This window comes from Streptomyces sp. NPDC088124, assembly GCF_040685895.1.
Classification (GTDB): Bacteria; Actinomycetota; Actinomycetes; order Streptomycetales; family Streptomycetaceae; genus Streptomyces.
In genome coordinates, this window is sequence record NZ_JBFBJB010000047.1 from 48,334 (window position 1) to 70,843 (window position 22,510).

General features: G+C 72.3%; 18 protein-coding genes and 3 pseudogenes. 10 read left to right on the plus strand and 11 right to left on the minus strand.

Features of this window, described 5'->3' with window-relative positions:
- Positions 1-70 precede the first annotated feature (70 nt).
- On the plus strand, positions 71-940 hold the full coding sequence (locus AB0P17_RS31655) for a phosphatidylinositol-specific phospholipase C/glycerophosphodiester phosphodiesterase family protein (RefSeq protein WP_365816242.1): 870 nt from the start codon (positions 71-73) through the stop codon (positions 938-940).
- A 112-nt stretch (positions 941-1,052) separates the two neighbouring features.
- The gene (locus AB0P17_RS31660; RefSeq protein WP_365816244.1) at positions 1,053-1,247 is read left to right on the plus strand and encodes a hypothetical protein; all 195 of its coding nucleotides are present in this window, start codon (positions 1,053-1,055) and stop codon (positions 1,245-1,247) included.
- Positions 1,248-1,265: 18 nt separating this feature from the next.
- Here AB0P17_RS31660 and AB0P17_RS31665 read toward each other — a convergent pair whose 3' ends face one another.
- The 3 genes from AB0P17_RS31665 to AB0P17_RS31675 form a co-directional block, all read right to left on the minus strand.
- Positions 1,266-1,640, minus strand: coding sequence for a DUF779 domain-containing protein (locus AB0P17_RS31665; protein ID WP_365816246.1), 375 nt, complete (start codon positions 1,638-1,640; stop codon positions 1,266-1,268).
- Positions 1,641-1,766: 126 nt separating this feature from the next.
- On the minus strand, positions 1,767-2,801 hold the full coding sequence (locus AB0P17_RS31670) for an L-idonate 5-dehydrogenase (RefSeq protein WP_365816248.1): 1,035 nt from the start codon (positions 2,799-2,801) through the stop codon (positions 1,767-1,769).
- Complete coding sequence (locus AB0P17_RS31675) at positions 2,798-4,195, minus strand: MFS transporter (RefSeq protein ID WP_365816250.1); 1,398 nt, start codon at positions 4,193-4,195, stop codon at positions 2,798-2,800. Before AB0P17_RS31675 ends, AB0P17_RS31670 begins: the two co-directional genes overlap by 4 nt.
- A gap of 240 nt (positions 4,196-4,435) precedes the next feature.
- Between AB0P17_RS31675 and AB0P17_RS31680 the strand changes: the two genes are divergently transcribed.
- Positions 4,436-5,149, plus strand: coding sequence for a GntR family transcriptional regulator (locus AB0P17_RS31680; protein ID WP_365816252.1), 714 nt, complete (start codon positions 4,436-4,438; stop codon positions 5,147-5,149).
- A gap of 19 nt (positions 5,150-5,168) precedes the next feature.
- Here AB0P17_RS31680 and AB0P17_RS31685 read toward each other — a convergent pair whose 3' ends face one another.
- Both AB0P17_RS31685 and AB0P17_RS31690 read right to left on the minus strand, forming a co-directional pair.
- Positions 5,169-5,765 carry a hypothetical protein gene (locus AB0P17_RS31685; RefSeq protein WP_365816254.1) on the minus strand — a complete coding sequence of 199 codons (597 nt, stop codon included), beginning with the start codon at positions 5,763-5,765 and terminating at the stop codon, positions 5,169-5,171.
- On the minus strand, positions 5,744-6,373 hold the full coding sequence (locus tag AB0P17_RS31690) for a TetR family transcriptional regulator (RefSeq protein ID WP_365816258.1): 630 nt from the start codon (positions 6,371-6,373) through the stop codon (positions 5,744-5,746). Before AB0P17_RS31690 ends, AB0P17_RS31685 begins: the two co-directional genes overlap by 22 nt.
- A 193-nt stretch (positions 6,374-6,566) precedes the next feature.
- Between AB0P17_RS31690 and AB0P17_RS31695 the strand changes: the two genes are divergently transcribed.
- From AB0P17_RS31695 to AB0P17_RS31715, 5 genes are all read left to right on the plus strand, one after another.
- Entirely contained in the window at positions 6,567-7,343 is a 777-nt protein-coding gene (locus AB0P17_RS31695; RefSeq protein ID WP_365816260.1) for an SDR family NAD(P)-dependent oxidoreductase, read from the plus strand.
- Between the two features lie 89 nt (positions 7,344-7,432).
- Positions 7,433-8,368 (plus strand): zinc-binding dehydrogenase, encoded by a 936-nt coding sequence (locus AB0P17_RS31700; protein ID WP_365816262.1) that lies wholly within the window; start codon positions 7,433-7,435, stop codon positions 8,366-8,368.
- 336 nt (positions 8,369-8,704) lie between these two features.
- Positions 8,705-9,193, plus strand: a complete 489-nt coding sequence (locus tag AB0P17_RS31705; RefSeq protein WP_365816264.1) for a dihydrodipicolinate synthase family protein — start codon at positions 8,705-8,707, stop codon at positions 9,191-9,193.
- Positions 9,190-10,461, plus strand: a complete 1,272-nt coding sequence (locus AB0P17_RS31710; RefSeq protein ID WP_365816266.1) for a glucarate dehydratase family protein — start codon at positions 9,190-9,192, stop codon at positions 10,459-10,461. The genes AB0P17_RS31705 and AB0P17_RS31710 overlap by 4 nt, the downstream gene beginning before the upstream one ends.
- A gap of 234 nt (positions 10,462-10,695) precedes the next feature.
- Positions 10,696-13,536: a beta-L-arabinofuranosidase domain-containing protein gene (locus AB0P17_RS31715; protein ID WP_365816268.1), complete on the plus strand. Its 2,841-nt coding sequence runs from the start codon at positions 10,696-10,698 to the stop codon at positions 13,534-13,536.
- Positions 13,537-13,545: 9 nt separating this feature from the next.
- On the opposite strand, the pseudogene AB0P17_RS31720 reads toward AB0P17_RS31715, so the two are convergent.
- The 6 genes and pseudogenes from AB0P17_RS31720 to AB0P17_RS31745 all read right to left on the minus strand — a co-directional run.
- Positions 13,546-13,914, minus strand: a pseudogene (locus tag AB0P17_RS31720) (ABC transporter ATP-binding protein); the annotation flags it as partial.
- Positions 13,915-14,023: 109 nt separating this feature from the next.
- The gene (locus AB0P17_RS31725; protein WP_365816270.1) at positions 14,024-14,797 is read right to left on the minus strand and encodes an AraC family transcriptional regulator; all 774 of its coding nucleotides are present in this window, start codon (positions 14,795-14,797) and stop codon (positions 14,024-14,026) included.
- A gap of 153 nt (positions 14,798-14,950) precedes the next feature.
- Positions 14,951-17,194 (minus strand): annotated as a pseudogene (locus AB0P17_RS31730) (2-dehydropantoate 2-reductase); the annotation flags it as partial.
- Positions 17,194-18,006 (minus strand): SDR family oxidoreductase, encoded by an 813-nt coding sequence (locus AB0P17_RS31735; protein WP_365816273.1) that lies wholly within the window; start codon positions 18,004-18,006, stop codon positions 17,194-17,196. The gene AB0P17_RS31735 and the pseudogene AB0P17_RS31730, both read right to left, overlap by 1 nt.
- Positions 18,006-19,310 carry an MFS transporter gene (locus AB0P17_RS31740; RefSeq protein ID WP_365816275.1) on the minus strand — a complete coding sequence of 435 codons (1,305 nt, stop codon included), beginning with the start codon at positions 19,308-19,310 and terminating at the stop codon, positions 18,006-18,008. The genes AB0P17_RS31735 and AB0P17_RS31740 overlap by 1 nt, the downstream gene beginning before the upstream one ends.
- Before the next feature lie 308 nt (positions 19,311-19,618).
- On the minus strand, positions 19,619-20,524 hold the full coding sequence (locus AB0P17_RS31745) for a polysaccharide deacetylase (RefSeq protein WP_365816277.1): 906 nt from the start codon (positions 20,522-20,524) through the stop codon (positions 19,619-19,621).
- Positions 20,525-20,687: 163 nt separating this feature from the next.
- Here AB0P17_RS31745 and AB0P17_RS31750 point away from each other — a divergent pair, with 163 nt between their 5' ends.
- Positions 20,688-21,764 carry an Lrp/AsnC family transcriptional regulator gene (locus AB0P17_RS31750; protein WP_365816279.1) on the plus strand — a complete coding sequence of 359 codons (1,077 nt, stop codon included), beginning with the start codon at positions 20,688-20,690 and terminating at the stop codon, positions 21,762-21,764.
- A gap of 653 nt (positions 21,765-22,417) precedes the next feature.
- Positions 22,418-22,510 (plus strand): annotated as a pseudogene (locus AB0P17_RS31755) (nicotinic acid mononucleotide adenylyltransferase); the annotation flags it as partial.

Consider the following 22,510-nt stretch of genomic DNA (forward strand, 5'->3'; position numbering starts at 1 on the left):
AGGCATGACAGGGCGATACTCACCAGGACCGTGCCCGTCGCGCCCCAGCGCGTTCCGTCCCGGAGGCATCATGGCCCTCACCACCCGCCGCAGAGCCGTCAGCACGCTCACCGCCGCGCTCGCGGGGGTCGTCGCCGCCCCCGCCTACGCCCGGGCCGCCGCCCGGACGGGAGGCGGCGGCCCGGGCCCCCGGCCGCTGCGCCGCGCCCACGCCCACAACGACTACCTCCACCCGCGCCCGCTCCTCGACGCGCTCGCGCACGGCTTCACCAGCGTCGAGGCCGACATCTTCCTGGTCGACGGCGAACTGCTGGTCGCCCACGAGGCCACCGAACTCGACCCGGCCCGTACCCTCGCCTCGCTCTACCTCGACCCGCTCCTCGCCCGGGTCCGCGCCAACGGGGGCTCCGTCCACCGGGGATACCACCGCCCGGTGCAACTGCTCATCGACATCAAGACGGACGGCGCCGCCGCGTACACCGAGCTGCACCGCCAACTCGCCCGCTACCGCTCGATGCTGACCACGTACGCCCACGGCTCGGTACGCCCCGGCGCGGTCACCCCGGTCATCTCCGGCGACCGCGCGGCCCGTGTGCCGATGGAGGCGCAGCGCGTGCGGTACGCCTTCTACGACGGGCGGCTCGACGATCTCGGGACCGCCGCGCCCGCCTCCTTCGTCCCGCTCATCAGCACCAACTGGACGCAGAGCTTCAGCTGGCAGGGCGCCGGCCCGTTCCCCGCCGCCGAGCGCGCCGAACTGCGGCGTCTCGCCGACGCCGCGCACTCCCACGGGCAGCGGTTGCGCTTCTGGGCCACCCCCGACCTTCCGGGGCCCGCGCGGGACGCCGTCTGGAGCGAGCTGCTGGCCGCCGGTGTGGACCACCTCAACACCGACGACCTCGCGGGTCTCGAACGCTTTCTGCGCGCCGCCCGTCCGTAACCCCGCGTCAACCACCCGTACGGCGGACACGCCAGTCGGCCGTACCGGCCCCCTCCTCCGCCACACTGGCGGCCGAATGCCGCGATTCCCGTGCGGCGGAGGAGGTTTGGCGATGGCCATTTCGATTTCAGTGGTGCTGCTTCTCGCGATTCTCGCGGTGGTCTTCCTGCGCAGTGGCGGACTGAAGTTCTCGCACGCGCTGGTCTGCGCCCTGCTCGGATTCTTCCTCGCGGGCACGAGCATGGCGCCGACCATCGCCAACGGGATCTCCACCACGGCCGGGGTGGTCTCCAGCCTCAACCCCTGACCGGTGGGCGTCCGGCGGTCACGTACCGACCAGCCGCGAGCGGATCAGGAAGCGCACCCCCTCGGGGGCCTCCAGGGAGAAGCCGCTGCCGCGCCCCGCGACCACGTCGACGATGAGCCGGGTGTGACGCCACACCTCGTACTGGCTCACCGACATCCAGAACGGGACCGGCTCGGTGACGCCCTCGACCTCCAGGGAATGGAGCAGCACGTCGGAGCCGCCGGTACGGAACTCGCCGTCCGGATAGCACATGGGCGCGCTGCCGTCGCAACAGCCGCCCGACTGATGGAACATCAACGGCCCGTGGTCCGCCCGCAGCCGCCGGATCAACTCGGCGGCCGCGGGCGTCAGCACGACCAGGGGCGTCTCGGGGGAACTCGCTTCGTCCGTCATCTCGCCGCCTCTGCGGAGGAAGGGAACCGGTCGTCAGGAGAACCAGTCAACCCGCCGCGAGGTTGCGCCGGGGTTGCACCGCGGCGCACCCCCTCCCGGTCGTCCCCCGGTCCGCCTGTCTCCTGTCTACCCGTCCCGGCCGAGCCTGAGCATCACCTTGCTGCTGCCGCTCGCCGGATCGGCGGCGACTGCCAGCGCCTCCCCGGCCCGGTCGAGGCCGAAGCGGTGGGTGATCACGGGGGAGACGTCCAGACCGTCCCGCATCGCCAGCAGCGCGTCGTCGATCTCCTCCACGAAGCGGTACGAGCCGACCCAGTTGATCTCCCGGGTCACCAGGTCGCCGAGGGCCGCGGACACGGCGGCGCCCGGCAGGTTCCCGACCTGGACGAGGGTGCCGCCGCGCGCCGTCGCCCGCAGGACGGGGCCGAGCGCCGCCGGGGCGCCGGACGCCTCGAAGGCCAGCTCGACATCGTCGGGGAGCACCGCGCCGGCGCCGAGGTCGCGCGTCTCGTCCGCGCCCATGGCGCGGGCGACGGCGAGCGACGCCGCGGAGAGGTCCGAGGCGATCACCGCGGCGGCGCCCCGGTGCTTCGCCGCCGCCACGACCAGCGCCCCGATCGGGCCGCAGCCGTTGACCAGCACGGTCTTGCCCCGGATGTCCCCGGCGCGGTGCACGGCGTGCAGCGCCACGGCGAGGGGTTCGGCGAGGGCGCCGTGCTCGGTGTCCACGCCGTCGGGCAGCGGCCGTATCTGCGCGGCCCGGACCACGCGGTACTCGCTGAACCCGCCGTCGGTGTGCGGGTCGAAGGCCGCGGAACCGAAGTACCGGATCCGCGGGTGGAGATTGGTGCGGCCGGCGATCCGGTCCGGCAGCGGTCCGTTGCCGACCGGCTCGGCCGGGTGCACGGTGACGGGCTGTCCGACGCGCAGTCCGCCGACTCCCTCGCCGGTCGCGGCGATCCGTCCCGCGACCTCGTGACCGAGCACCAGGGGGTGCGCGAGCGCCGCGGTCCCGGACGCCCCGTGCTTCCAGTAGGCGACGTCGGACCCGCAGATCCCGCCCCACTCCATCGCGAGGAGGACTTCCCCCTCGCCCGGCACGGGATCGGGACGCTCGTCGATACGGAGGTCTCCGGCACCGTGGACGACGACGGCCCTCATGCGGCGTCCTCCAGCCGGACCAGGTCGCGGCCGCGGGTCTCGGGGGCGAGGAACGCGGAGACCAGGGTGATCAGCGAGTAGACGACGAGCATCGCCGCGATCGGCCACCAGCTCCCGGTGACGGCGGTGAGGGTCGCCGCGACGACCGGTCCGATGGCGGTGGCGAGGATGCCGCCGATCTCCTTGGCCAGGGCGAGCTGGGTGAAGCGGGTCCGGGAACCGAACAGCTCGGCCATCGTCACGCTCTCCAGCGAGAACAGCCCGAGGACACCGACGTTGAGTCCGAGGACCATGCCGAGCATCAGCGCCGAGGTGCTGTCCGAGGTGATGAGCAGCATCATCGGGAACGCGAAGGCCATGGTCAGCAGGGTGAGCACGATATACATCGGGCGGCGGCCGAAGCGGTCCCCGAGCATGCCGACCAGCGGCACGGTGACGAAGCCCAGCAGCGAGCCGTACACGATCGCGTCGGTCGGCACGGACCGCTCGGCGTGGAGCGTGGTGGCGATGTAGCCGACGAGGAAGGTCTGGATCAGCCCCGAGTTGCCGGCCTGGCCGAACCGCAGACCGAGGGCGAGGAAGAACGCCTTGCCCTTGCGCTGGCGGATCCCGGCCTCCAGGACGCTCTCCTGCTTCCCGTCCAGGGAGGAGTCGTTCAGCGCGGTCTCGACCTCGTCGCGGGACATGGCGACGCCGTCGACCACGTCGGCCCGCTCCTCGAAGACCGGGCTCTCCTTGAGGTTCCTGCGCAGCCAGACCGCGAAGATCATCAGGAGGAAGCTCAGCAGGAAGGGGAGCCGCCAGCCCCACGAGAGCAGCTGCTCCTCGCTGAGCACGGCGAGCAGGATGGCCCACAGGCCGGACGCGGCCAGGGTGCCGGAGTTGGTGCCGAGCGACACCAGCGACGAGACCAGGCCCCGGCGCTTGGTGGGGGCGTACTCGGCGAGCATGACGGTGGCCCCGGCGATCTCGGCGCCGGCCCCGAAGCCCTGGATCAGGCGCAGGGCGACCAGCAGGATCGGGGCGAGGATGCCGATCGAGGCGTAGGTCGGCAGCGCGCCGATCAGCGTGGTCGAGGCGCCCATCAGCAGGATGGTCAGAAACAGGACCTTCTTGCGGCCGATCCGGTCGCCCATCCGCCCGAAGTAGACGGCCCCGGCGAGCCGGGCGACGTACCCGACACCGTAGGTCGCCATGGCGGCGATCAGGCCGATCGCCGGGCTGACGTCGGGGAAGAAGATCTTGTTGAAGACGATGGCCGCTGCCAGCGAGTAGAGCTGGAAGTCCATGAACTCCATCGCCGTACCCAGCCAGCCGGATACGGCGGCCTTGGTGAGATCACGCGTCGTTCTCGTCGCGGGGCCCGTGGGCTCCGTCCGCGTGGTGTCCGTCATGGGAACTCCGTTGTTCGGGGAAGTGCTGTCGGCTGTCGGAGAGGGACGAGCCTGCTCCTTCGAGGGTCCGTACGCCGCCGGCCAACCGGTTCACACGCCGGACAACTGGTCGACATGGCTGGTATACAAGCACTGGTCGGCCAGTGATGCAATACTCGTTCCACATGGGGCGACGCCATCGGAACGGCACAGCGCCATCGACCGGGCACGGGCCGTGTCAGCGCCCGATACGATGAGCGCATGGCCCGATCGAACCGGCAGCGGACCAGCCGCCGCGCTGTCTACGAGACGTTGCGGCACAAGGTTCTGACCCTTGAGCTCCCTCCGGGCGCAGCCCTGTCCGAGAACGAGCTGGCGGCGGCCCTCGGGGTCAGCCGCACCCCTGTCAGGGAGAGTCTGATCCTGCTCTCCCACGAGGGTCTGGTCCAGGTCTTTCCACAGGTGGGATCCTTTGTCTCACGTGTCGACCCGGCCAAGGTGGCCGACGCCCAGTTCCTCCGGGAGGCCGTGGAGCTGGCCTCCCTGGAAGACCTCCCCACCGAACTCGACCCCGAGGTCGTCGACGGACTGCGCGCCAACCTGGCCGAGCAGCAGCGGCCGGGCCTCGCCCTGGAGGAGTTCTTCGCCCTGGACGAGGCGTTCCACCAGGCCATCCTGCGGCTGAGCGGACACGGCAGCGCCTGGGCCACCGTGGTCTCGGCCAAGGGCCACCTCGACCGCGCGCGCCGCCTGGGTCTCTACCACACCGCCTCACCGGCCGGCTTCGCCGCCCAGCACGTGGAGATCTTCGAAGCGGTGCTCGCCGGCGACGTCACCCTGGCCCGTACGGCCATGCGCACCCATCTGCGGGCGGTCTTCGACGACGTCGAACGCATCCGGGCCCGCTCGCCCGAGCTGTTCGCCACGGACTCGGGCACGGTCCCGGTACGGCGCAACATCGCCGTCTGGGAATAGGGCCGCCCGGGAGGCACGGTCAGACACCGGCCGGGAGGCTCCGCCGGTGACGGCGGACGCGCCGCAGCAGGGCGGGCAGCCAGGGCGCCGCGCCGAGCAGGATCAGAAGGCACAGGAGCGGCACCCGCCAGTACGGCGAGACGTTCGCCGGGGGCGGGGACGGCGGGGGAGCCACCCAGGGGCGTGCCGTCTTCGACCAGGCGAGGAACGCGTCGCCCACCGGGACGAGGCCGAACGCGTACCGCTTGGTCCAGGGGGTCCGGACCGGCAGCCCGGCCAGCTCGCTGTAGTTGGCCAGCGCCCCGGCGAGCGGGGCGTCGCCGTGGACCTGGGCCGCGCCGATGGCGACCACCGTCGCCGACAGACTCACCCCGAGCGGCAGCGGGCCGGAGTCGACGTCGGCCGGACCGTCCAGCCCCCGCGGATACTCCCGTACGGTCGGGCCGAGGCCGAGCGGGGAGACGACGTACCGGTCGCGGAAGCGCGGGTACTGCTCGGCGGCGAAGTCCGGGTCGATGTCGACCAGGAAGCGCTGGATGAGGCTCTGCGAACGCGCGCCGCCGTCCCGCCGCCGGTCGGCCCCGGCGCTCCTGCTCAGCCGGTGGTGTCGAGCCACGTCTGCAGGAGGTCGCAGAGCGGAGCGAGCTCCTGGTCGAGCTCCGGGAGGAGGGCGGCGGACGGCGACGGTTCGGTGAGCCAGCTCCGCAGTACGGCGAGGAACGCCGCCTGCACGGCGCCGCCGATGCTCTGGGCCATCACACCGCTCGGCGGCATGCCGTGCCGGCGGGCGACGAAGGCGGTGACCGCGGCCGACCAGCTCAGCCAGTGCGCGGACTCCTCGGACCGCAGGTCGGGGGAGGTGTCGAGGAGCGCGAAGCGTTCCATCCACAGGCTGGAGTCCTCGATGGAGAGCGCCAGGTTCCTGACGACGCACGCGCGGACGGCGCGCATCGCCGGCTCCGCGGGGTCCGTGTCGTCGAGCAGTTCGGAGAGGCGCCGGGTGTGGACGTCGAAGGTGCCCCAGACGATCTCCGACTTCGTCCCCCAGTAACGGAACACACTCGTCCGGCTCACCCCGCTCGCCTCGGCGATCATCGGGATCGTGGTCGCCGCGTAGCCGTGGTCGAGGAAGAGGCGGATCGCGACGCGCTCGATGTCCTCCCGGGACGACACCGCGGGCCGGCCGGGGGACCGCCGTCGGGGCGGTGGTGGAGTCGCGGGCATACCAGTCCTGTCCCCCCGCCCCCTGTCAGGGGCGAGTACATTGTGATACTCAGTACCAGAATAGAAGGCGCACCCCGTCGCGGTGCTGAGGGGACCGTACTCGACGGAGGGAGGAGCTCTCCTGCGGGACGGGAGGACTCCCGCGCTCGGCGCGGCCCGGCGCCCGGCGGCAAGGGAAAGAGAGAGCTCAACCATGCAACTCGACGGCAAACGCGTCATCGTGACCGGCGGTTCCCAGGGCATCGGCGAGGCCACCGTGCGTGCCTTCGCGCGCGAGGGCGCGCGGGTGTGGTCGTTCGATCTGGCACCGGAGGCCGGTGAACGCGTCGCGGCCGAGGCGACGGCGGAGGGGCCCGGGACGGTCACGTTCCGTCGCGCCGACATCGCCGACAAGGACGCCGTCGACGCCGCCTTCGACGAGGCGGTGGGCGCGCTCGGCGGCCTCGACGTGCTGGTCAACGTGGCCGGCCTGCAGCGCAGCTCGCTCGCGGCGGAGATCACGGACGAGCTGTGGGAGTCGGTCTTCCGGGTCAACGTGCTGGGTACGATCCACACCAACCAGGCGGCCTACCGCGCCATGCGGCCGGGCGGCGCGGGCGCGATCGTCAACTTCGGCTCGATGTCCGGGTTCACCGGCGAGCTCACCAACGCCACCTACGGGGCCTCGAAGGCCGCCGTCCACACCTGGACGCGCACCGTGGCCCGCGAGTGGGGGCCGGACGGGATACGGGTGAACGCCGTGCTCCCGTACGTCAACACCCCGATGTTCGACAAGTACCGCGGCTCGCTCGCACCGGAGGAACTCGCGGCGTACGACGCCGAGATCGCGAAGTCGATCCCGCTCGGCGGGAAGTTCGGCGACGCCGACACCGATCTCGCGCCCGTGCTGGTGTTCCTCGCGAGCGACGCCTCGCACTTCATCACCGGGCAGCTCCTGCCCGTCGACGGCGGCCTGACCAGCGTCCGCTGACGATCACCACCGGCCCGGCGGGCCGGCGCCGCCACCGCGGCGCGTTCCGGCCGGGCCACCACGTATCACCAGAGAAAGAAGAAACACCCATGAGGGCATGGCAGTTCACCGGTGTGAACGAACCCCTGCAGCTTGTCGAGCTGCCCGAACCGACCCCGGCCGCGGGCGAGATCGTCCTCGCCGTCAAGGCGGCGGGGATCTGTCACAGCGACGTCAGCTTCATCGACGGCACGATCACCTCGCTGCTCGGGCATATCCCGATCGTGCTCGGCCACGAGACCGCCGGGATCGTCACCGCGGTCGGTGAGGGCGTTACCGGCTTCGCCGTCGGCGACCGGGTCGGCATCCCGGCCACCACCGAGGGGCCGGGCACCGCGGTCGACGGCGGATTCGCGGAGTACACCGCGGTCGAGGCGCGGCTCGCCGTCCATGTGCCGGACGCCGTCGACTTCGAACAGGCCGCGCCCGCCATGGACGCGGCCCGTACGGCCTACCGCGCCGTCGAGACGTTCGGGCACGTCGCGGCCGGGATGAACGTCGGCATCATCGGCTTCGGCGGTCTCGGCTCGCTCGGCGCGCAGATCGCGAAGGCCGCCGGGGCCACCGTGTACGTGGCCGAGGTGAACGAGTCCGCCTGGGAGCGGGTCAGGGAGCTGGGGGTCGGCGGTGTCTCCGCCGACATCCGTGACTTCGAGGACGCCGGACTCGACGTCGTCATCGACTTCGCCGGGTTCGGTACGACCACCGCCTCCGCCGTCGACGCCGTCCGGCACGGCGGGCGGATCGTGCAGATCGGCCTGGCCCGTGAGACGGCCACCCTCTCCATGCAGAAGATCACGATGAAGGAGATCACCCTCGTCGGCGCCTCCAACGGGGAGAAGTCCGAGGCGGAGGCCGTCCTAGGCCTCATCGCCACCGGAGCCCTGCGCTCCCACACCGTACCGATCCCGTTCGACCGGATCCCCGAGTACATCGGCAAGCTCACGAGCGGCGAACTGGCCGGCCGCGCCGTCGCCGTGCTCTAGTGCCCCTCGCTCCCGTGCGGCCCGGGGTTCTTCCCGGGCCGTACGGGAACGCGGTGCGGGGCGCGCCGCGCACCGAGCGTCCCGGCGCCCGGCTCAGCCGTGTATGTATGTGAACACCTGTCAGGTGTGTGGACACGTTACGGTCGCGTGCCCACCCGGTCAATGGTTTCCCGTGGAATCTCGCGGCACTGCCACTGTGTACCCGTGGAGTGAAAGGTCCCACGTCAGAGGCGGAGGGGCGGTGGTGTAGCCGCTTGACGCTTCCCCGCGGGGCGGCCTAAGTTCGGTGACGAATATATGAACATGGATCTCGGGCACATGCATGAATGGAGTCTCATGCTTGACGGAGTGCTGTTCTTTCCGGTCACCCCTTTCGCACCCGACGGCGCTCTCGATCCACAGACCCTCGACGCCCATGTACGGGCAGGGGTGGAAGCCGGCGCGGTCTTCGCCGCCTGCGGTACGGGGGAGTTCCGCGCCCTGTCGCCGCGGGAACACACCGACGTCGTACGCGCCGCGGTCGACGCCGCGAACGGTGCGGTTCCGGTGTACGCGGGTGTCGGCGGCGCGCTTCCGACGGCGGTCGACCTCGCCGTCCAGGTCGTCGGTTTCGAGGACGGCGTGGGCGACATCGAAACCCTGGCGCGCACCGTCGTCGCCATCCGCGCGTCGCTGCGCGACAGCGCCAAGCCCTTCCAGTTCTTCAACGGGCTCCCCACCACCGAGGTCACCGTCCCCGCCTACCGGGCCATCGGCGCCCCGCTCTACTCGTCCTCCTCGCTCCTGGAGCGGGGACTCGAACTGGTAAGGAGCACCAGCGCATGAGCGCCGAGAAGCTGCGGATCTCCGCCGTCACCATCACCCCGGTCGCCTTCCGGGACCCGCCGCTCCTCAACTCGGTCGGCGTCCACGAACCGTACGCCCTGCGCGCGATCGTCGAGGTGCACACCGACGGCGGGCTCACCGGGCTCGGCGAGACCTACGCCGACGCCGGGCATCTGGAACGGCTTCGGGCCGTCGCGGACCGGATCGCCGGACTCGACGTCTACGCCACCGAGGAACTGCACCGGATCGTCGGTGAGGTCATCGCCAGGGTCGGCGGCGTCGGCGGCTCCGGTCTGACCGGGATGGTCACCACCAGCAGCACCGTCGACCGGGTGTTCTCGCCGTTCGAGGTCGCCCTGCTCGACATCCAGGGGCGGGCCTGCGGCCGCCCGGTCTCCGATCTCCTCGGCGGCGCGGTGCGCCCGGCGGTGCCGTTCAGCGCCTACCTCTTCTACAAGTGGGCCGCCCACCCGGGCGCCGAGCCCGACGAATGGGGCGCGGCCCTGGACCCCGAGGGCATCGTGGCCCAGGCCCGGCGCATGGTCGACGCGTACGGGTTCACCGCCATCAAGCTCAAGGGCGGGGTCCTGCCGCCGGAGGAGGAGGTCGAGGCGGTACGGGCGCTGCGCGCCGAGTTCCCCGACCACCCGCTGCGGCTCGACCCGAACGCGGCGTGGACGGTGCCCACGTCCGTCAAGGTCGGGCAGGCGCTCGACGGTGTGCTGGAGTATCTGGAGGACCCCACGCCGGACATCGCGGGCATGGCCGCCGTCGCCCGCGAGGTGTCGATGCCGCTGGCGACCAACATGTGCGTCGTGGCCTTCGACGAACTCCACCCCTCGGTGGCGGTGGACGCCGTACAGGTCATCCTCTCCGACCACCACTACTGGGGCGGGCTGCGCCGCTCCAAGCTCCTCTCCGGGATCTGCGACACCTTCGGCATGGGCCTGTCCATGCACTCGAACTCGCATCTGGGCATCAGCCTCGCGGCGATGACCCATCTCGCGGCCGCCACCCCGAACCTCACCTACGCCTGTGACACGCACTGGCCGTGGAAGACCGAGGACGTCATCGAGCCCGGCGTCCTGGCGTTCAAGGACGGCTCGGTGGAGGTGCCCACCACCCCCGGCCTCGGTGTCACGCTCGACCGGGACGCCCTGGGGACCCTGCACGAGCAGTACCTGAGCAGCGGTCTGCGCGACCGGGACGACACCGGCTACATGCGTACCATCCACCCGACCTACCGGGCCACCATCCCGCGCTGGTAGGAGGGGCGGAGGGCGGGGCGGCAGGAGAGGGAGAAGCGAAGGAGCGGGCCCGGCGGTGCGGGGGACGCCGCCGGGCCCTGACGTGAGCGTTGACGCGCCCTCTTTCCGGATCTATGTTCTGACCGGAACTCAGAACGACGTTCGGTATCCCGAACGGATGGTGCCCCTCAAGGAGACAGGACCGTCTCCGACGCTCATGGCCGCATCCCCAGTCGCAGAGATGAGGATCCCCCCATGTCACCACCGCCACCGCCACCCCTCTCCCGGCGCGGCATGCTCCGGACCGCGGTACTCGCCGCGGCGACATCGGGATTCTCCAGCGCCTCCACCGGCTCCTCACCTGCCGCCTCCTCCGCTGCCTCCTCCGCCGCCGCGGCCCTCCCGGCCCCGCCCACCTGGGCGCTGCGCCCCTTCGCGCTCGGGGACGTGACGCTCGGCCGGGGCGTCTTCGCCACGAAACGCCGGTTGATGCTCGATCACGGGCGTGGTTACGACGTGGACCGGCTCCTCCAGGTCTTCCGCGCCAACGCCGGGCTGTCGACCCGCGGCGCGGTCGCCCCCGGCGGCTGGGAGGGGCTCGACGGCGAGGCCAACGGCAACCTCCGCGGCCACTACACCGGCCACTTCCTGACGATGCTCGCCCAGTCCTACGCCGGCACCGGTGACCAGGTGTACGCCGACCGGATCAGCTACCTGACCGGTGCCCTCACCGAGGTCAGGGCGGCGCTCAGGACCGCGCCGGCGGTGCTCGCTGTGGCCGGCCGGTTCGGCACCGCGGCGGAACACGTCCGCGGCTCCTACCGGTACGTCGACCTGCCCGCCGGTGTCCTCGGAGGCGCCCCGGCCATCACCCTCTCCGCCTGGGTGAAGCCCACCCACCACGCGGCCTGGGCCCGGGTCTTCGACTTCGGCGACGACACCACCCGCTACCTCTACCTCGCCGCCCGCAACGCGAACGGGGTGCCCCGCTTCGCCCTCACGACCGGGGGCCCGGCGGGCGAGCAGGGCATCGACGGCACCGGAGAGCTCCCGCTGGACCGGTGGAGCCATCTGGCCGTCACGATCGGCGGCGGCACCGGTGTGCTCTACGTCAACGGGACCGCCGTCGGGCGCCGTACGGGGATGACCCTCGACCCGGCGGTACTGGGCCCGTTGCGCAACAACTGGCTCGGCCGCTCGAACTTTCCGGGCGACCCCGTGTTCGCCGGGGCCTTCGACGAGTTCAACGCCTGGGCGCGCGCGCTCACCGCCCGCGAGATCGCGGAGCTGCAGGACAGGCGGGCCGCCGACGCCTCCCCGGGCCGGGGCGATCTGGTGTCGTACGCCTTCGACGAGACCTCGGGCTCCACCGTCGCCGACGGCTCGGCGCGCGGCCTGGACGCCACCGTGCGCCGCACCTGGGGCGGCCCGAGCCACCCCGGGTTCCTCGCGGCCTACCCGGAGACCCAGTTCATCACGCTGGAGTCGATGACCGGCAGCGACTACACGGTCGTGTGGGCGCCGTACTACACCGCGCACAAGATTCTCCGGGGCCTGCTCGACGCCCACCTCTACACCGGCGACGCGCGGGCGCTCGACCTCGCCTCGGGCCTGTGCGACTGGATGTACTCCCGGCTGTCCCGGCTGCCCGCCGCCACCTTGCAGCGCATGTGGGGCCTCTTCTCCAGCGGCGAGTTCGGCGGCCTGGTCGAGGCGGTCTGCGATCTCCACGCCCTCACGGGCAAGGCCGAACACCTCGCCCTCGCACGGCTGTTCGACCTCGACGCACTCATCGACGCGTGCGCCGCGAACCGCGACATCCTGGACGGGCTCCACGCCAACCAGCACATCCCCGTTCTCACCGGGCTCCTGCGGCTCCACGACGCGACGGGCGAGGCCCGCTACCTCGCCGCCGCGAAGAACTTCTGGGACATGGTCGTCCCCACCCGGATGTACGCCATCGGCGGCACCAGCACCGGCGAGTTCTGGCGGGCCCGGGGATCCGTGGCCGGAACGATCAGCGCCACCACCGCCGAGAGCTGCTGCGCGTACAACATGCTCAAGCTGAGCCGGCTGCTCTTCTTCCACGAGCCGGACCCGAAGTACATGGAGTACTACGAACGCGCCCTCTACAACCAGGTCCTCGGCTCCAAGCAGGACACCGCGGACGGCGAGAAGCCGCTGGTCACGTACTTCATCGGGCTGACACCCGGCCATGTCCGCGACTACACACCGAAGGCGGGCACCACCTGCTGCGAGGGCACCGGGATGGAGAGCGCCACCAAATACCAGGACTCCGTCTACTTCAGGACGGCCGACAACAGCGCCCTCTACGTCAACCTGTACAGCCCGTCCACCCTGACCTGGGCCGAGCGGGGCGTCACCGTGACCCAGACGACCGACTACCCCAGGGAGCAGGGCTCCACCCTGACCATCGGCGGCGGTGGCGCGTTCGAGCTGCGGCTGCGCGTGCCCTCCTGGGCGGGCCCCGACTTCCGGGTGACCGTCAACGGCGCCCCGGTGGCGGGCCGGCCGCGGCCCGGCGCCTACTTCACCGTCTCCCGCACCTGGCGCGCCGGAGACACCGTCCGGGTCACGGTGCCCTTCCGGCTCCGGACCGAGGCGGCACCCGACGACGGGACCCTCCAGGCACTCTTCCACGGGCCGGTCAACCTGGTCGCGCGCGACCCCGCGACGACCTATCGGCGCTTCGGGTTCTACCGCAACGCCGCGCTCTCCGGGGACCTCCTGCCCACCCTCGCCCCGGTGCCGGGCAAGCCGCTCCACCACACCCTCGACGGCACGGAGTTCGCCCCCTTCTTCGAGGGGACCGAGGATCCGGCCCACGTCTACTTCCGCCGGGACGAACCCCGGGTCGTGTTCGGGAACACCGACTCGGGCGTCGCCAACCCGGCGCGGCCCGACGGCACGACCCTCCTCGACGAGATCTGGGCCGGGGCCCCGTTCCGTGACAAGGACGCCCTTGTCGCGCGGGTACGGAGCACCGTGGACGCCTGGCGTTCCGCGGGCCTGCTCGGCAGCGGCGACGGCGACACCGTGGTGAGAACGGCGCGGAACGCCTCGTACGTCAACTGACCTCAGACGTCAACCGACCTCGTACGTCAACTGGCCTTGTGCGTCTCCTGGCCCCGTCGGGGGCCCGGCGTGGTGACGGCCGATCGGCAGCATCAGCGGGCGGCCCGAGACGGGGTCCTCGATGATGCGGCTGTCGAGGCCGAACACCGCGCGCACGTTCTCCCGCGTCAGCACCTCGGCGGGGGTCCCGACCGCGTGGAGCCGGCCCGCCGCGAGGGCGATGAGGTGGTCCGCGTACCGGGCCGCGAGGTTGAGGCCGTGCAGGACCATGACGATGGTGGTCCCGCGCGCCTGGTTCAGGTCGGTCAGCAGGTCGAGGACCTCGATCTGATGGCTCGCGTCGAGGAAGGTGGTGGGCTCGTCGAGCAGCAGCAGATCGATCGAGGTTGCCCCCGTGTCGCAATCAACCCTTTGGGTCAGCTGTTGTAGCGATCCGGACATACGCGGTCCCGGTCCCGGTCCCGGCCCCGGGGCGCGGGCAACCGGCTCAGCGCGCCCGGAACGTACCGGGGGTGAGTCCGGTCGTACGCCGGAAGGCCGCGCCGAAAGCACTGGCCGACCGGTAGCCGACCTGCTCCGCGACGGCCTCGACGTCCCAGCCCCGGGTGAGCAGGGCGACCGCGTGCTGGGCGCGCACCGCGGCCACCCAGCGCGCGAAGCTCGTACCCGTCCCGGAGTTGAAGGCGCGGGTGATCGTGCGGGGGCTCACCCCGAGCGCACAGGCCCAGTCCGTCAGCGTCCGCGGGTCGCCCGGGTCCTCCCGTACCGCCTCGGCGATCGGGCGCAGCAGGGCCGAGGTGGGTACCCGTACGAGCAGTTCGCGCGGCGACGGCGCGAGTACGTCGAGCACCAGCGCCTCGGTCGCCGCCCGCGAGCCCGCGGCGAGTTCCGGGTCGCCGAGCCGTTCCAGCAGCAGCCGCAGCAGCGGGGTGATCTCGACCGCCACCGGCACGTCGGAGATCGAGGACGTGGTGCGGAAGCCGAAGAAACCCGCGCGGAACCAGGTACCGGCGACCGCCGAGCCGGAGTGCAGTGTGCCCGCGGGCATCCACAGGCCCAGCGCGGGGGTGATCGTCCAGACCCGCGTGCCGACCACCGCCGAGGAGACACCGCGCTCGTTCCAGAGCAACTCGTGGAAGGGGTGGGAGTGTTCGTCCCACACGGTGTCGTGTGCGACGACCTCGTCGGACCCCATGATGACGAAGGGCGTCTCCGTCGCGCCGGGCGCGAGGGCCGGCAGGGACCTGGTCTCCGTGGTCACGCGCGGGCCCCGCTCGTACCGGAGCCGATGGTGCGGGAGCCGCGTCGCATCCCGTCACCCTAACGGAGGCGGGACCGGAGGCGGGCGGGGCCGGCCCGGCCGTGTGTACGACCGGTCCGGCCCCGCGGGGCCCCTCCCGAACGGGGGGAATCCTCAGACGGTGGCGAAGGCGGCGAGGACACCGGCCGCCAGGGCGGAGCGCTCGACCATGCCGCTGAGCGTCACGTGCTCGCCGCGGGCGTGGGCGCCGCCGCCCACCGCGCCGAGCCCGTCGAGCACGGGGGTGCCCGCGGCGAGGATGAAGTTGCCGTCGCTGGCGCCGCCCACGGCCGTCTCGCGCAACGGGAGACCGAGCGGTACGGCGCAGGCCCTCGCGACCGCGAACAGGTGCCCGACGCTCTCGGTGCGCTCGAAGACCGGACGGTTCCAGCCGCCGCCGAGTGTGAGGCCCGTCCGGGGATCGAACGGGGTGAGGGCGGCCAGCGCCGCGTCCAGGCGGGCGCGTTCGGCCTCCGTCGCCACCCGGATGTCCAGGTGCGCGACCGCCTCTCCCGCCGTGACGTTGCTGCGGGTGCCGCCGCGCAGCACCCCCACATTGACGGTGGTCCCGGCCGCCGGGTCGGCGAGGTCCTCCAGCGCCAGCACCTGACGGGCGATCTCGTTGACGGCGCTGGCCCCGCGCGTCGGGTCGAGTCCGGCGTGCGCCTCCTCGCCGGTGACGGTGAGGGAGAACAGCCCCACCCCCTTACGGGTCGTCTTCACCGCGCCGTCCGCGCTCGCCTCGAAGACCAGCGCCGCCCGGGAACGCCGTGCCTCCGCGACGATGACATCGCTGGACGCCTCGCTGCCCGTCTCCTCGTCCCCGTTGAGCAGCAGGGTGCACTCCGGACGCGGCAGCCCGAGCGCCGTGAGCGCGCGCAGCGCCCAGACGGCCTGGACGAGCCCGGCCTTCATGTCGAACACACCGGGGCCGGAGATACGGTCCCCGTCCCGCCGGTACGGCCAGTCCCGCAGGGTCCCGGTGGACCAGACGGTGTCGTAGTGGCCGACGAGCAGCAGCGGTGCGCCGGCCGGCGCACCGCTGCCGGCATAGCGCCGTACCAGGATGTCGCCCGCGCCGTCACGGGGGATCAGTTCCTCCTTCACGGGCGCGCCGAGAGCGGTGTCCAGCCAGCCACGCAGCCAGTCGAGGCAGGCGGTGAGCGACGCCTTGTCGTCGCTGGAGCTCTCCTGCCCGGTGTACGCGGCCAGGTCGGCGTCCATCGCGTCGCGGTGCCCGTCGAGCCAGTCCCGGACGGCGACGGCCTGCGTGTCGGTGAGCGCGGGCCCGGTGGGCAGCCCCTGTCCCGGCGCGCCGTCCGGGGCCGCTGTACCGCCGCCCGAGGCGGCCAGCCGGTCGAGGGCGTCCAGCCGGGACTCGGACATGGTGGACGGGTCCCGCTCCAGTTCCCGCAGACCGTCCAGGACGGCCCGGAGCACCGGTGTCGGCCGGCCCGCGCGGCGTGCGTACGTGAACACGTCCGTGTAGTGCGTGGTCACCTCCACCGGACGGCGGCGGACGGCCAGGTCGCGCCAGATGCCGCTGCGGTCCTTCGGCTGCGTGCGCAGCCACGCGGTCAGCCGGTCGCAGGCGGCGTCCCGCGCCGCCGGGTCGTGGTCCGGCCGGAAGGCGGGCGCCTCGAAGGCGTCGAACGACTCCAGCCGTACCCCGGCCTCGTCGGCCGCCGCGTACACCTCCGCGGCCAGCGCGTACATGGCGGGGCGGTGACGGTCCGTGAGGTCCGCGATGGGGGCGTCGGCGAGGGCGGTCGCGGAGAGCATGGCGCCGAACGCGGCCTTCGCCCACAGATAGCCCTCGACGTTGTCGGTGGCCCGGGCGGGGCCCCACGCCTGGAGGTCGGCGACCAGGGCGCGCACCCGGGGGGAGACGGGCGCGCCGCCCACCTCGCCGAGGACGAACGCGCCGGGGCCGCCGTCGCGCACCACGCCCGGTTCGACGAGGTCGGCGAAGATGTTGACGAAGGCGGCGACGGTGCGCCCGGCGCCGACATGCTCGGCGATGAGGGCCTCGTTGAAGCCGTTCTGCACGGAGACGACATAACCGTCCCGGGCGAGGCGTGGCGCGATCCAGCGTACGGCCGCCTCGGTGGCCTGCGCCTTGACACTGAGCAGGACGCGTCCGAGCGGTGGGCCCTGGTACGTGTCCGGGGTGGCGGCGTCGAGGCGTACGCTCTCGCGCTCCTCGCCGCGCAGGATGGTCAGCCCGTCCGCCTGGATCGCGGCGACGTGGGCGGTGTCGGTGTCGATGACGGTGACCTGGTGTCCGGCCGCCGCGAGGCGGTGGGCGAGGGTGCCGCCGATGGCGCCCGCGCCGACCACGGTGTAGGCATCGCCGGTCATGTGGTGGGTCCTTTCGTGGTGTCCGGGCCGCGGCCCGGACCGTGGGGTGTGGAGCCGCCGGCCGGCGGCCACAGCCGGGGCAGATGGGTGGCGCCGGTGCCGCTGCCGCCGTCCACGCGCAGGATCTCCCCGGTCACCCAGGAGGCGTCGGGGCCGGCGATCCACACGACGGCGCGCGCGATGTCCGCCGGGGTCCCCGGCCGTCCCAGCGGGTTGACCGAGACGGCCGCGGCGTATTCGTCGGTGACGGGGTTGCAGGCGCTGTCGACCCCGATGAAGCCGGGGCTGACGGCGTTGACGCGGATGCCGTGCGGGCCCAGTTCGAGGGCCGCCGCGCGGGTCGCCATCTCCAGGGCCGCCTTGGAACTCGCGTACGGGCCGCCGCCGGGCCGGGCGCGCAGCGCGGCGCCGGAGGAGATGTTGACCACCGACGCGGGCCGCCCCGCGGCGCTCGCGCGGCGGGCCAGTTCGGCCGTGGCGAGGACCGGCGCCCGGGTGTTGAGCGCGAAGACCCGGTCCCAGTCGGCGGCGGTGACCTCGGCCATGTCGAGCGACGGGTAGATGCCGGCCGAGTTGACCAGCACGTCCACCGGTCCGTGGGTCTCCCAGGCGTCGCCGACGGCGGCGGCCGGACCGTCCGGGGCGCACAGGTCGTGGACCTGGCGGGCCGCGCCCAGCGCGCCCGCCGTCCCGGCGAGCCGGGCGGCGTCGATGTCCACGAGCGTCAGCCGGTGGCCGGCCGCGGCGAAGTGCTCGGCGACGGCCCGTCCGATGCCGCTCGCGGCACCGGTGACCAGTACGTGCGCCATCAGGAGAACTCCTTGTCCTTCGTCTCGGGCATGGTCAGGTAGACGACGAGCGAGATCAGGGCGGCGCCGGAGACGTACAGCCAGAGCTTGTCGGCGTGGCCGGAGTCGCTCAGCCAGGTCGTGACGTACGGGGCGGTGCCGCCGAACACGGCGACGGCCAGCGCGTACGGCAGGGCGATCCCGGTGGCCCGGACCTCCGGCGGGAACTGCTCGGCCATGATCACGGCGCAGTTGGCGGAGTAGCCGAGGATCAGCAGCATGCCGGTGAGCTGCACCAGGAACAGGACGAGGAAGCTGTCGTTCAGGAAGTGCAGCATCGGCCAGGAGAGGAGGACGAAGCCCGCGGCGAAAGCCGCCAGGGTGGGCTTGCGCCCCAGCTTGTCGGAGAGCAGCCCGGCGAAGGGCAGCAGCACGATGAAGACGATCAGGCACAGGGTCTGCGAGAGCAGCGCCCGCTCCAGCGGGATACCGGTGGTGAGATTGGCGTACGTCGGCAGGTAGTTGACCCAGATGTAGTACGTCAGTGTGCCGGCGACGGTGATGCCCGCGACCCGCAGCGCGGCGGCCGGGTGCTCGACGAACATCGCCTTCAGCGGGTTCTTCCGGTCCTGCCCGCCCGCCTTGGTCTCGTTGAAGGACGTGGTGTCCTCGACGGTGACGCGCAGCCAGAGCCCGACGAGGCCGAGCAGCGCGCCGATGACGAAGGCGGCCCGCCAGCCCCAGCTGTGCAGGGCGTCCTCGCTGAGCAGCGAGGTGAACGCGGTGCCGAGCAGCGAGGCGATCAGCACACCGCCCGCGACCGACACCTGCTGCCAGGAACCCGCGAAGGCGCGCCGTCCGGGCGCCGCGGACTCCACCAGGAACGCCGAGGACGAGCCGAACTCGCCGCCCGCGGAGAAGCCCTGGGTGAGCCGCGCCAGCAGCAGGATCACCGGGGCGGCGATGCCGATCGTCTCGTAGCCCGGGGTGATCGCGATGATGAAACCGGCGCCCGCCATCAGGCCGATGGTGAGGGAGAGGCCCTTCTTGCGGCCGTGCCGGTCGGCGTACGCGCCGAGGACGGCTGCCCCCACCGGCCGCATCACGAAGCCGACGGCGAAGACGGCGAGCGTGGAGAGGAGCGCGACCGCTCCCTCGGCCTTCGGGAAGAAGACATCAGCGATGATCTTCACGAAGATGCCGTAGAGGGCCCAGTCGACGAATTCGACGGTGTTGCCCACGGAACCGGCCACGATGGCCTTGCGCTGCTGGGGCGTGAGTTTGTGCGACGGGGCGGTACCGGATACGGCGGTGTCGGTTTTCACGAGGAGGATCCTCGCCTTCCTTGGGAGCGTCACAGGGGACGGATCGGGCTGCGGGCGTGCGGGCCCGGTGTTTCCCGTGGGGGGCGGTTCCGCCGGGCCTCTGGGGCGGGCCGGAACCGGGGTCGACGGGCGCGCCGGGGACGGGCGCGCGGTGTGCGAGCGGGAGCGTCCTGGGGTGGGGACGCTCCGGCGGCCGGGGCGGTCGCCGGCGGCGGTCCGGGGTGCCGGGTGGGGCAGCGGACGTGCGTACTGTGTACGGGAAGTGGGTGTGCCTACGGGGGTGTCCGGGCACCGGCGGGGAGTACGGGTCAGGCGGCCGGGCGGTGCGCGAGGCAGTGCTCCGCGATCTCCCGGTGGGTGGCGAACCACACCCCCTCGTGCCCGCCGATGTGCGCGAGCAGTTCGTCCAGCACGACGAGCCGGGAGCGGTGGCCGATGATGTGCGGGTGCATCGTGAGCTGGAACAGACCGCCGGCCGCGTACGCGGCGGCGAACTCGTCCTGCCAGATGCCGAGCACGTCGCGCGGCGCGATGTAGGGCCGCAGCGAGGCGAAACGCTCCATCATGAAGTAGGGCGCGTCGTCGCGGATCCACTCCACGGGGATCTCCACCACACCGGTCGGCTCCCCGTCCTCGACCAGCTCGTAGGGCTCGTCGTCGGCCATCAGCGAGGAGTCGTAGAGCAGACCCATCTCACGGGTGATCGCCAGGGTGTGCGGGGAGAAGTCCCAGCTCGGTGTGCGGATGCCGACGGGACGTACGCCGCCGATCCGCTCCAGGGTGTCGGCGGCGCGGAACTGGAGCTCTCGCTCGGTCTCCGCGGTGAGCAGGGTGTTGCGCTCGTGGATCCAGCCGTGGACCGCCAGCTCGTGACCGGCGGCCGTGTAGGACTTCGCCTCCTGCGGACGCAGCAGCGCGCAGACGGCGGGCATGAAGAAGCTCGCCGGGACGCGGTGCCTCTCCAGCAGGCCGAGGATCTTCGGCACGGCCACCCGGGCGCCGTACTCGCCCTGGGCTAGTTTGGCCGGGCTCGTCTCGCCGTCCCGCAGGGCCGGGGTCTCGTGGTCCGAGTCGAAGGACACGGCCACCGCGCAGCGGGCCCCGCCGGGCCAGCCGGCGGGCGCCAGGGAGCGCCCGGCGCGTACGCGTCCGACATGGCCGCGCCAGGTCGGCTCGTCCCATTCCCACGGCTGCTGCTGTTCGCTCTGCGGCATCAGAATCCGGCCTTCCGTGAGAGAAATGTGTCCCGGGGCGCCCCCGGGGACGTACCACTCCGGTCGCCACCGCTCTTGCGGGGCCGCCGGTGGTGGTACATCGTGGCCATCTCCCGTTCATCAACCCAGGAAATCGACGAGAATCGCCATGGAACATCCCCGGGTGAAGGATTCCGCCGCCCTCCAGGCCCAGCTCGACGAGACGGATCTGGCCATCGCCCACGCCCTCCAGATCGCGCCACGCGCCTCCTGGACGGCGATCAGCGAGGTGCTCGGACTCAGCGCGGTGACGGTCGCCCGCCGCTGGGGGCGGATCTCGGACCGGGGTCTGGCCTGGGTGACGGCGACCGGCAGCCCCGCTCTGTGGCGCTCGCTCTGCAACGCGTTCATCGACGTGGACTGCGGACCCGGGGCCCGGCGCGGGGTCGCGCTGGCGCTGGCCCGGGACCCGCGGACGAAGTCCGTCATGGAGCTGGCCAGCGGGCGCGATATCCACGTCAACGCCGTCACCCAGGACCTGCCGAGCCTGTCCCGGTTCATCCTGGACGGGGTGAGCCGGCTGCCGGGGGTGGTACGGGTGAACACCCAGATCACCACGCGCATCCTCGTCTCCGGCAGTGACTGGCGGCTGGACGCGCTGCCCCGCGCGCAGCGGCAGCTGCTCCGGCCCGCTCAGGGGGCCGCGGACGAGACCGCGCCGCGGCAGGCCGTCCCCGGCCCTCTGAGCGGGCCGGACAGGGAACTGCTCCTGGCCCTCGCCCCGGACGGCCGGCTGCCCGTCACCGATCTCGCCGAACGCACCGGCACCAGCCAGACCGCCGTCCGGCGCCGGCTGGCGCGACTGGAGCGTACGGGTTCCGTCGCGTTCCGCTGCGAGATCTCCCAGCACATCACGGGCTGGCCGGTCACCTCGCTCATGTGGGCCAAGGCGCCGGTCTCGCAGCGGCGGCGGATCTGCGAACACCTCGGCCGGATGCCGGACGTCCGGCTGCTCACCGCCACCAGCGGCGAGACGAACATCCTCCTCTCCACCTGGCTGCACTCGGTCGACAGCGCCCATGACCTGGAAGACCGGATCGGCACCCAGTGCCCGGGGCTGGAGATCGCCGACCACGGCGTCGTGCTGCGGACGCTGAAGCGGCAGGGCTGGATCCTGGACGAGCTGGGGCGCCGTCTGGAGAGCGCGCCCATCGACCCCTGGTACGACGGGGACATCGCGCTCCCCGACGGGCCCCTGTGACAAGAGCGTCTTATCGGACGCCGCACGAGCATTTGCGGTCAATCCGCGAAGAAGAAGTGATGGAATCGTGCACTCCTCCCGATGCTGGTCGGGCATCACGCACCGAGCACCGAGCAGTCGTTGCCGGTGCCGGTGTCCGCCGTCCGGAGGGACACGCATGAGGAATCCGTTACGCCGGGGCACCGCCGCCGCCGCGGTCGCCGCCTCGCTCACCTTCTTGACCCTGACCGCCGCGCCCGCGCGGGCGGCGGTCAGCGCCGATCACGCCGGGATGACCTGGACGGTGGCGGCCAAGGGCGCGGACGGTACCGTCCGGGTCAGCTCCGACGCGGTGACCAACCCGTACCAGGGGGACACTCCCGCCTCCGCCACGCTGTCGGTGCTGTGCCTGAGAATCACCGGCGCCGCCGTGCCCGCCGGCGTCACTCCGGACTTCTACGCGGGCTGGGCCCGGGGAACCGTCGCGGCCACCCCGCCCGTACGCGGCACGACACTGACCAGCAGGGCCGTCGCCGACAGCCTCTGCGTCCAGTACTACGGGGCCGGCTGGCGGATGGCCGAGTTCCACGACGGGCGGTACGGACCCGGCCTGGAGTCCTCCGGCGGCTGGTCCTTCTGGGCGTACGGCTACGTACCGGAGGGCGCGCGCCTCCACGTACACGATCGACACGCTGCGGGATCTGCGGTCCCTCAACGACGACGCCGACCTCTTCTTCATCACGGGGGCCGACGCGCTCTCGCAGATT

Bases quoted from the DNA above. Each gene is read 5' to 3' on its own strand.
- AB0P17_RS31700 (WP_365816262.1), top strand. From the start codon at position 7,433: ATGAGGGCATGGCAGTTCACCGGTGTGAACGAACCCCTGCAGCTTGTC.
- AB0P17_RS31695 (WP_365816260.1), top strand. From the start codon at position 6,567: ATGCAACTCGACGGCAAACGCGTCATCGTGACCGGCGGTTCCCAGGGC.
- AB0P17_RS31745 (WP_365816277.1), bottom strand. From the start codon at position 20,524: ATGCCGCAGAGCGAACAGCAGCAGCCGTGGGAATGGGACGAGCCGACC.
- AB0P17_RS31670 (WP_365816248.1), bottom strand. From the start codon at position 2,801: ATGAGGGCCGTCGTCGTCCACGGTGCCGGAGACCTCCGTATCGACGAG.
- AB0P17_RS31660 (WP_365816244.1), top strand. From the start codon at position 1,053: ATGGCCATTTCGATTTCAGTGGTGCTGCTTCTCGCGATTCTCGCGGTG.
- AB0P17_RS31715 (WP_365816268.1), top strand. From the start codon at position 10,696: ATGTCACCACCGCCACCGCCACCCCTCTCCCGGCGCGGCATGCTCCGG.
- AB0P17_RS31655 (WP_365816242.1), top strand. From the start codon at position 71: ATGGCCCTCACCACCCGCCGCAGAGCCGTCAGCACGCTCACCGCCGCG.
- AB0P17_RS31710 (WP_365816266.1), top strand. From the start codon at position 9,190: ATGAGCGCCGAGAAGCTGCGGATCTCCGCCGTCACCATCACCCCGGTC.
- AB0P17_RS31690 (WP_365816258.1), bottom strand. From the start codon at position 6,373: ATGCCCGCGACTCCACCACCGCCCCGACGGCGGTCCCCCGGCCGGCCC.
- AB0P17_RS31675 (WP_365816250.1), bottom strand. From the start codon at position 4,195: ATGACGGACACCACGCGGACGGAGCCCACGGGCCCCGCGACGAGAACG.
- AB0P17_RS31705 (WP_365816264.1), top strand. From the start codon at position 8,705: ATGCTTGACGGAGTGCTGTTCTTTCCGGTCACCCCTTTCGCACCCGAC.
- AB0P17_RS31665 (WP_365816246.1), bottom strand. From the start codon at position 1,640: ATGACGGACGAAGCGAGTTCCCCCGAGACGCCCCTGGTCGTGCTGACG.
- AB0P17_RS31735 (WP_365816273.1), bottom strand. From the start codon at position 18,006: ATGGCGCACGTACTGGTCACCGGTGCCGCGAGCGGCATCGGACGGGCC.
- AB0P17_RS31680 (WP_365816252.1), top strand. From the start codon at position 4,436: ATGGCCCGATCGAACCGGCAGCGGACCAGCCGCCGCGCTGTCTACGAG.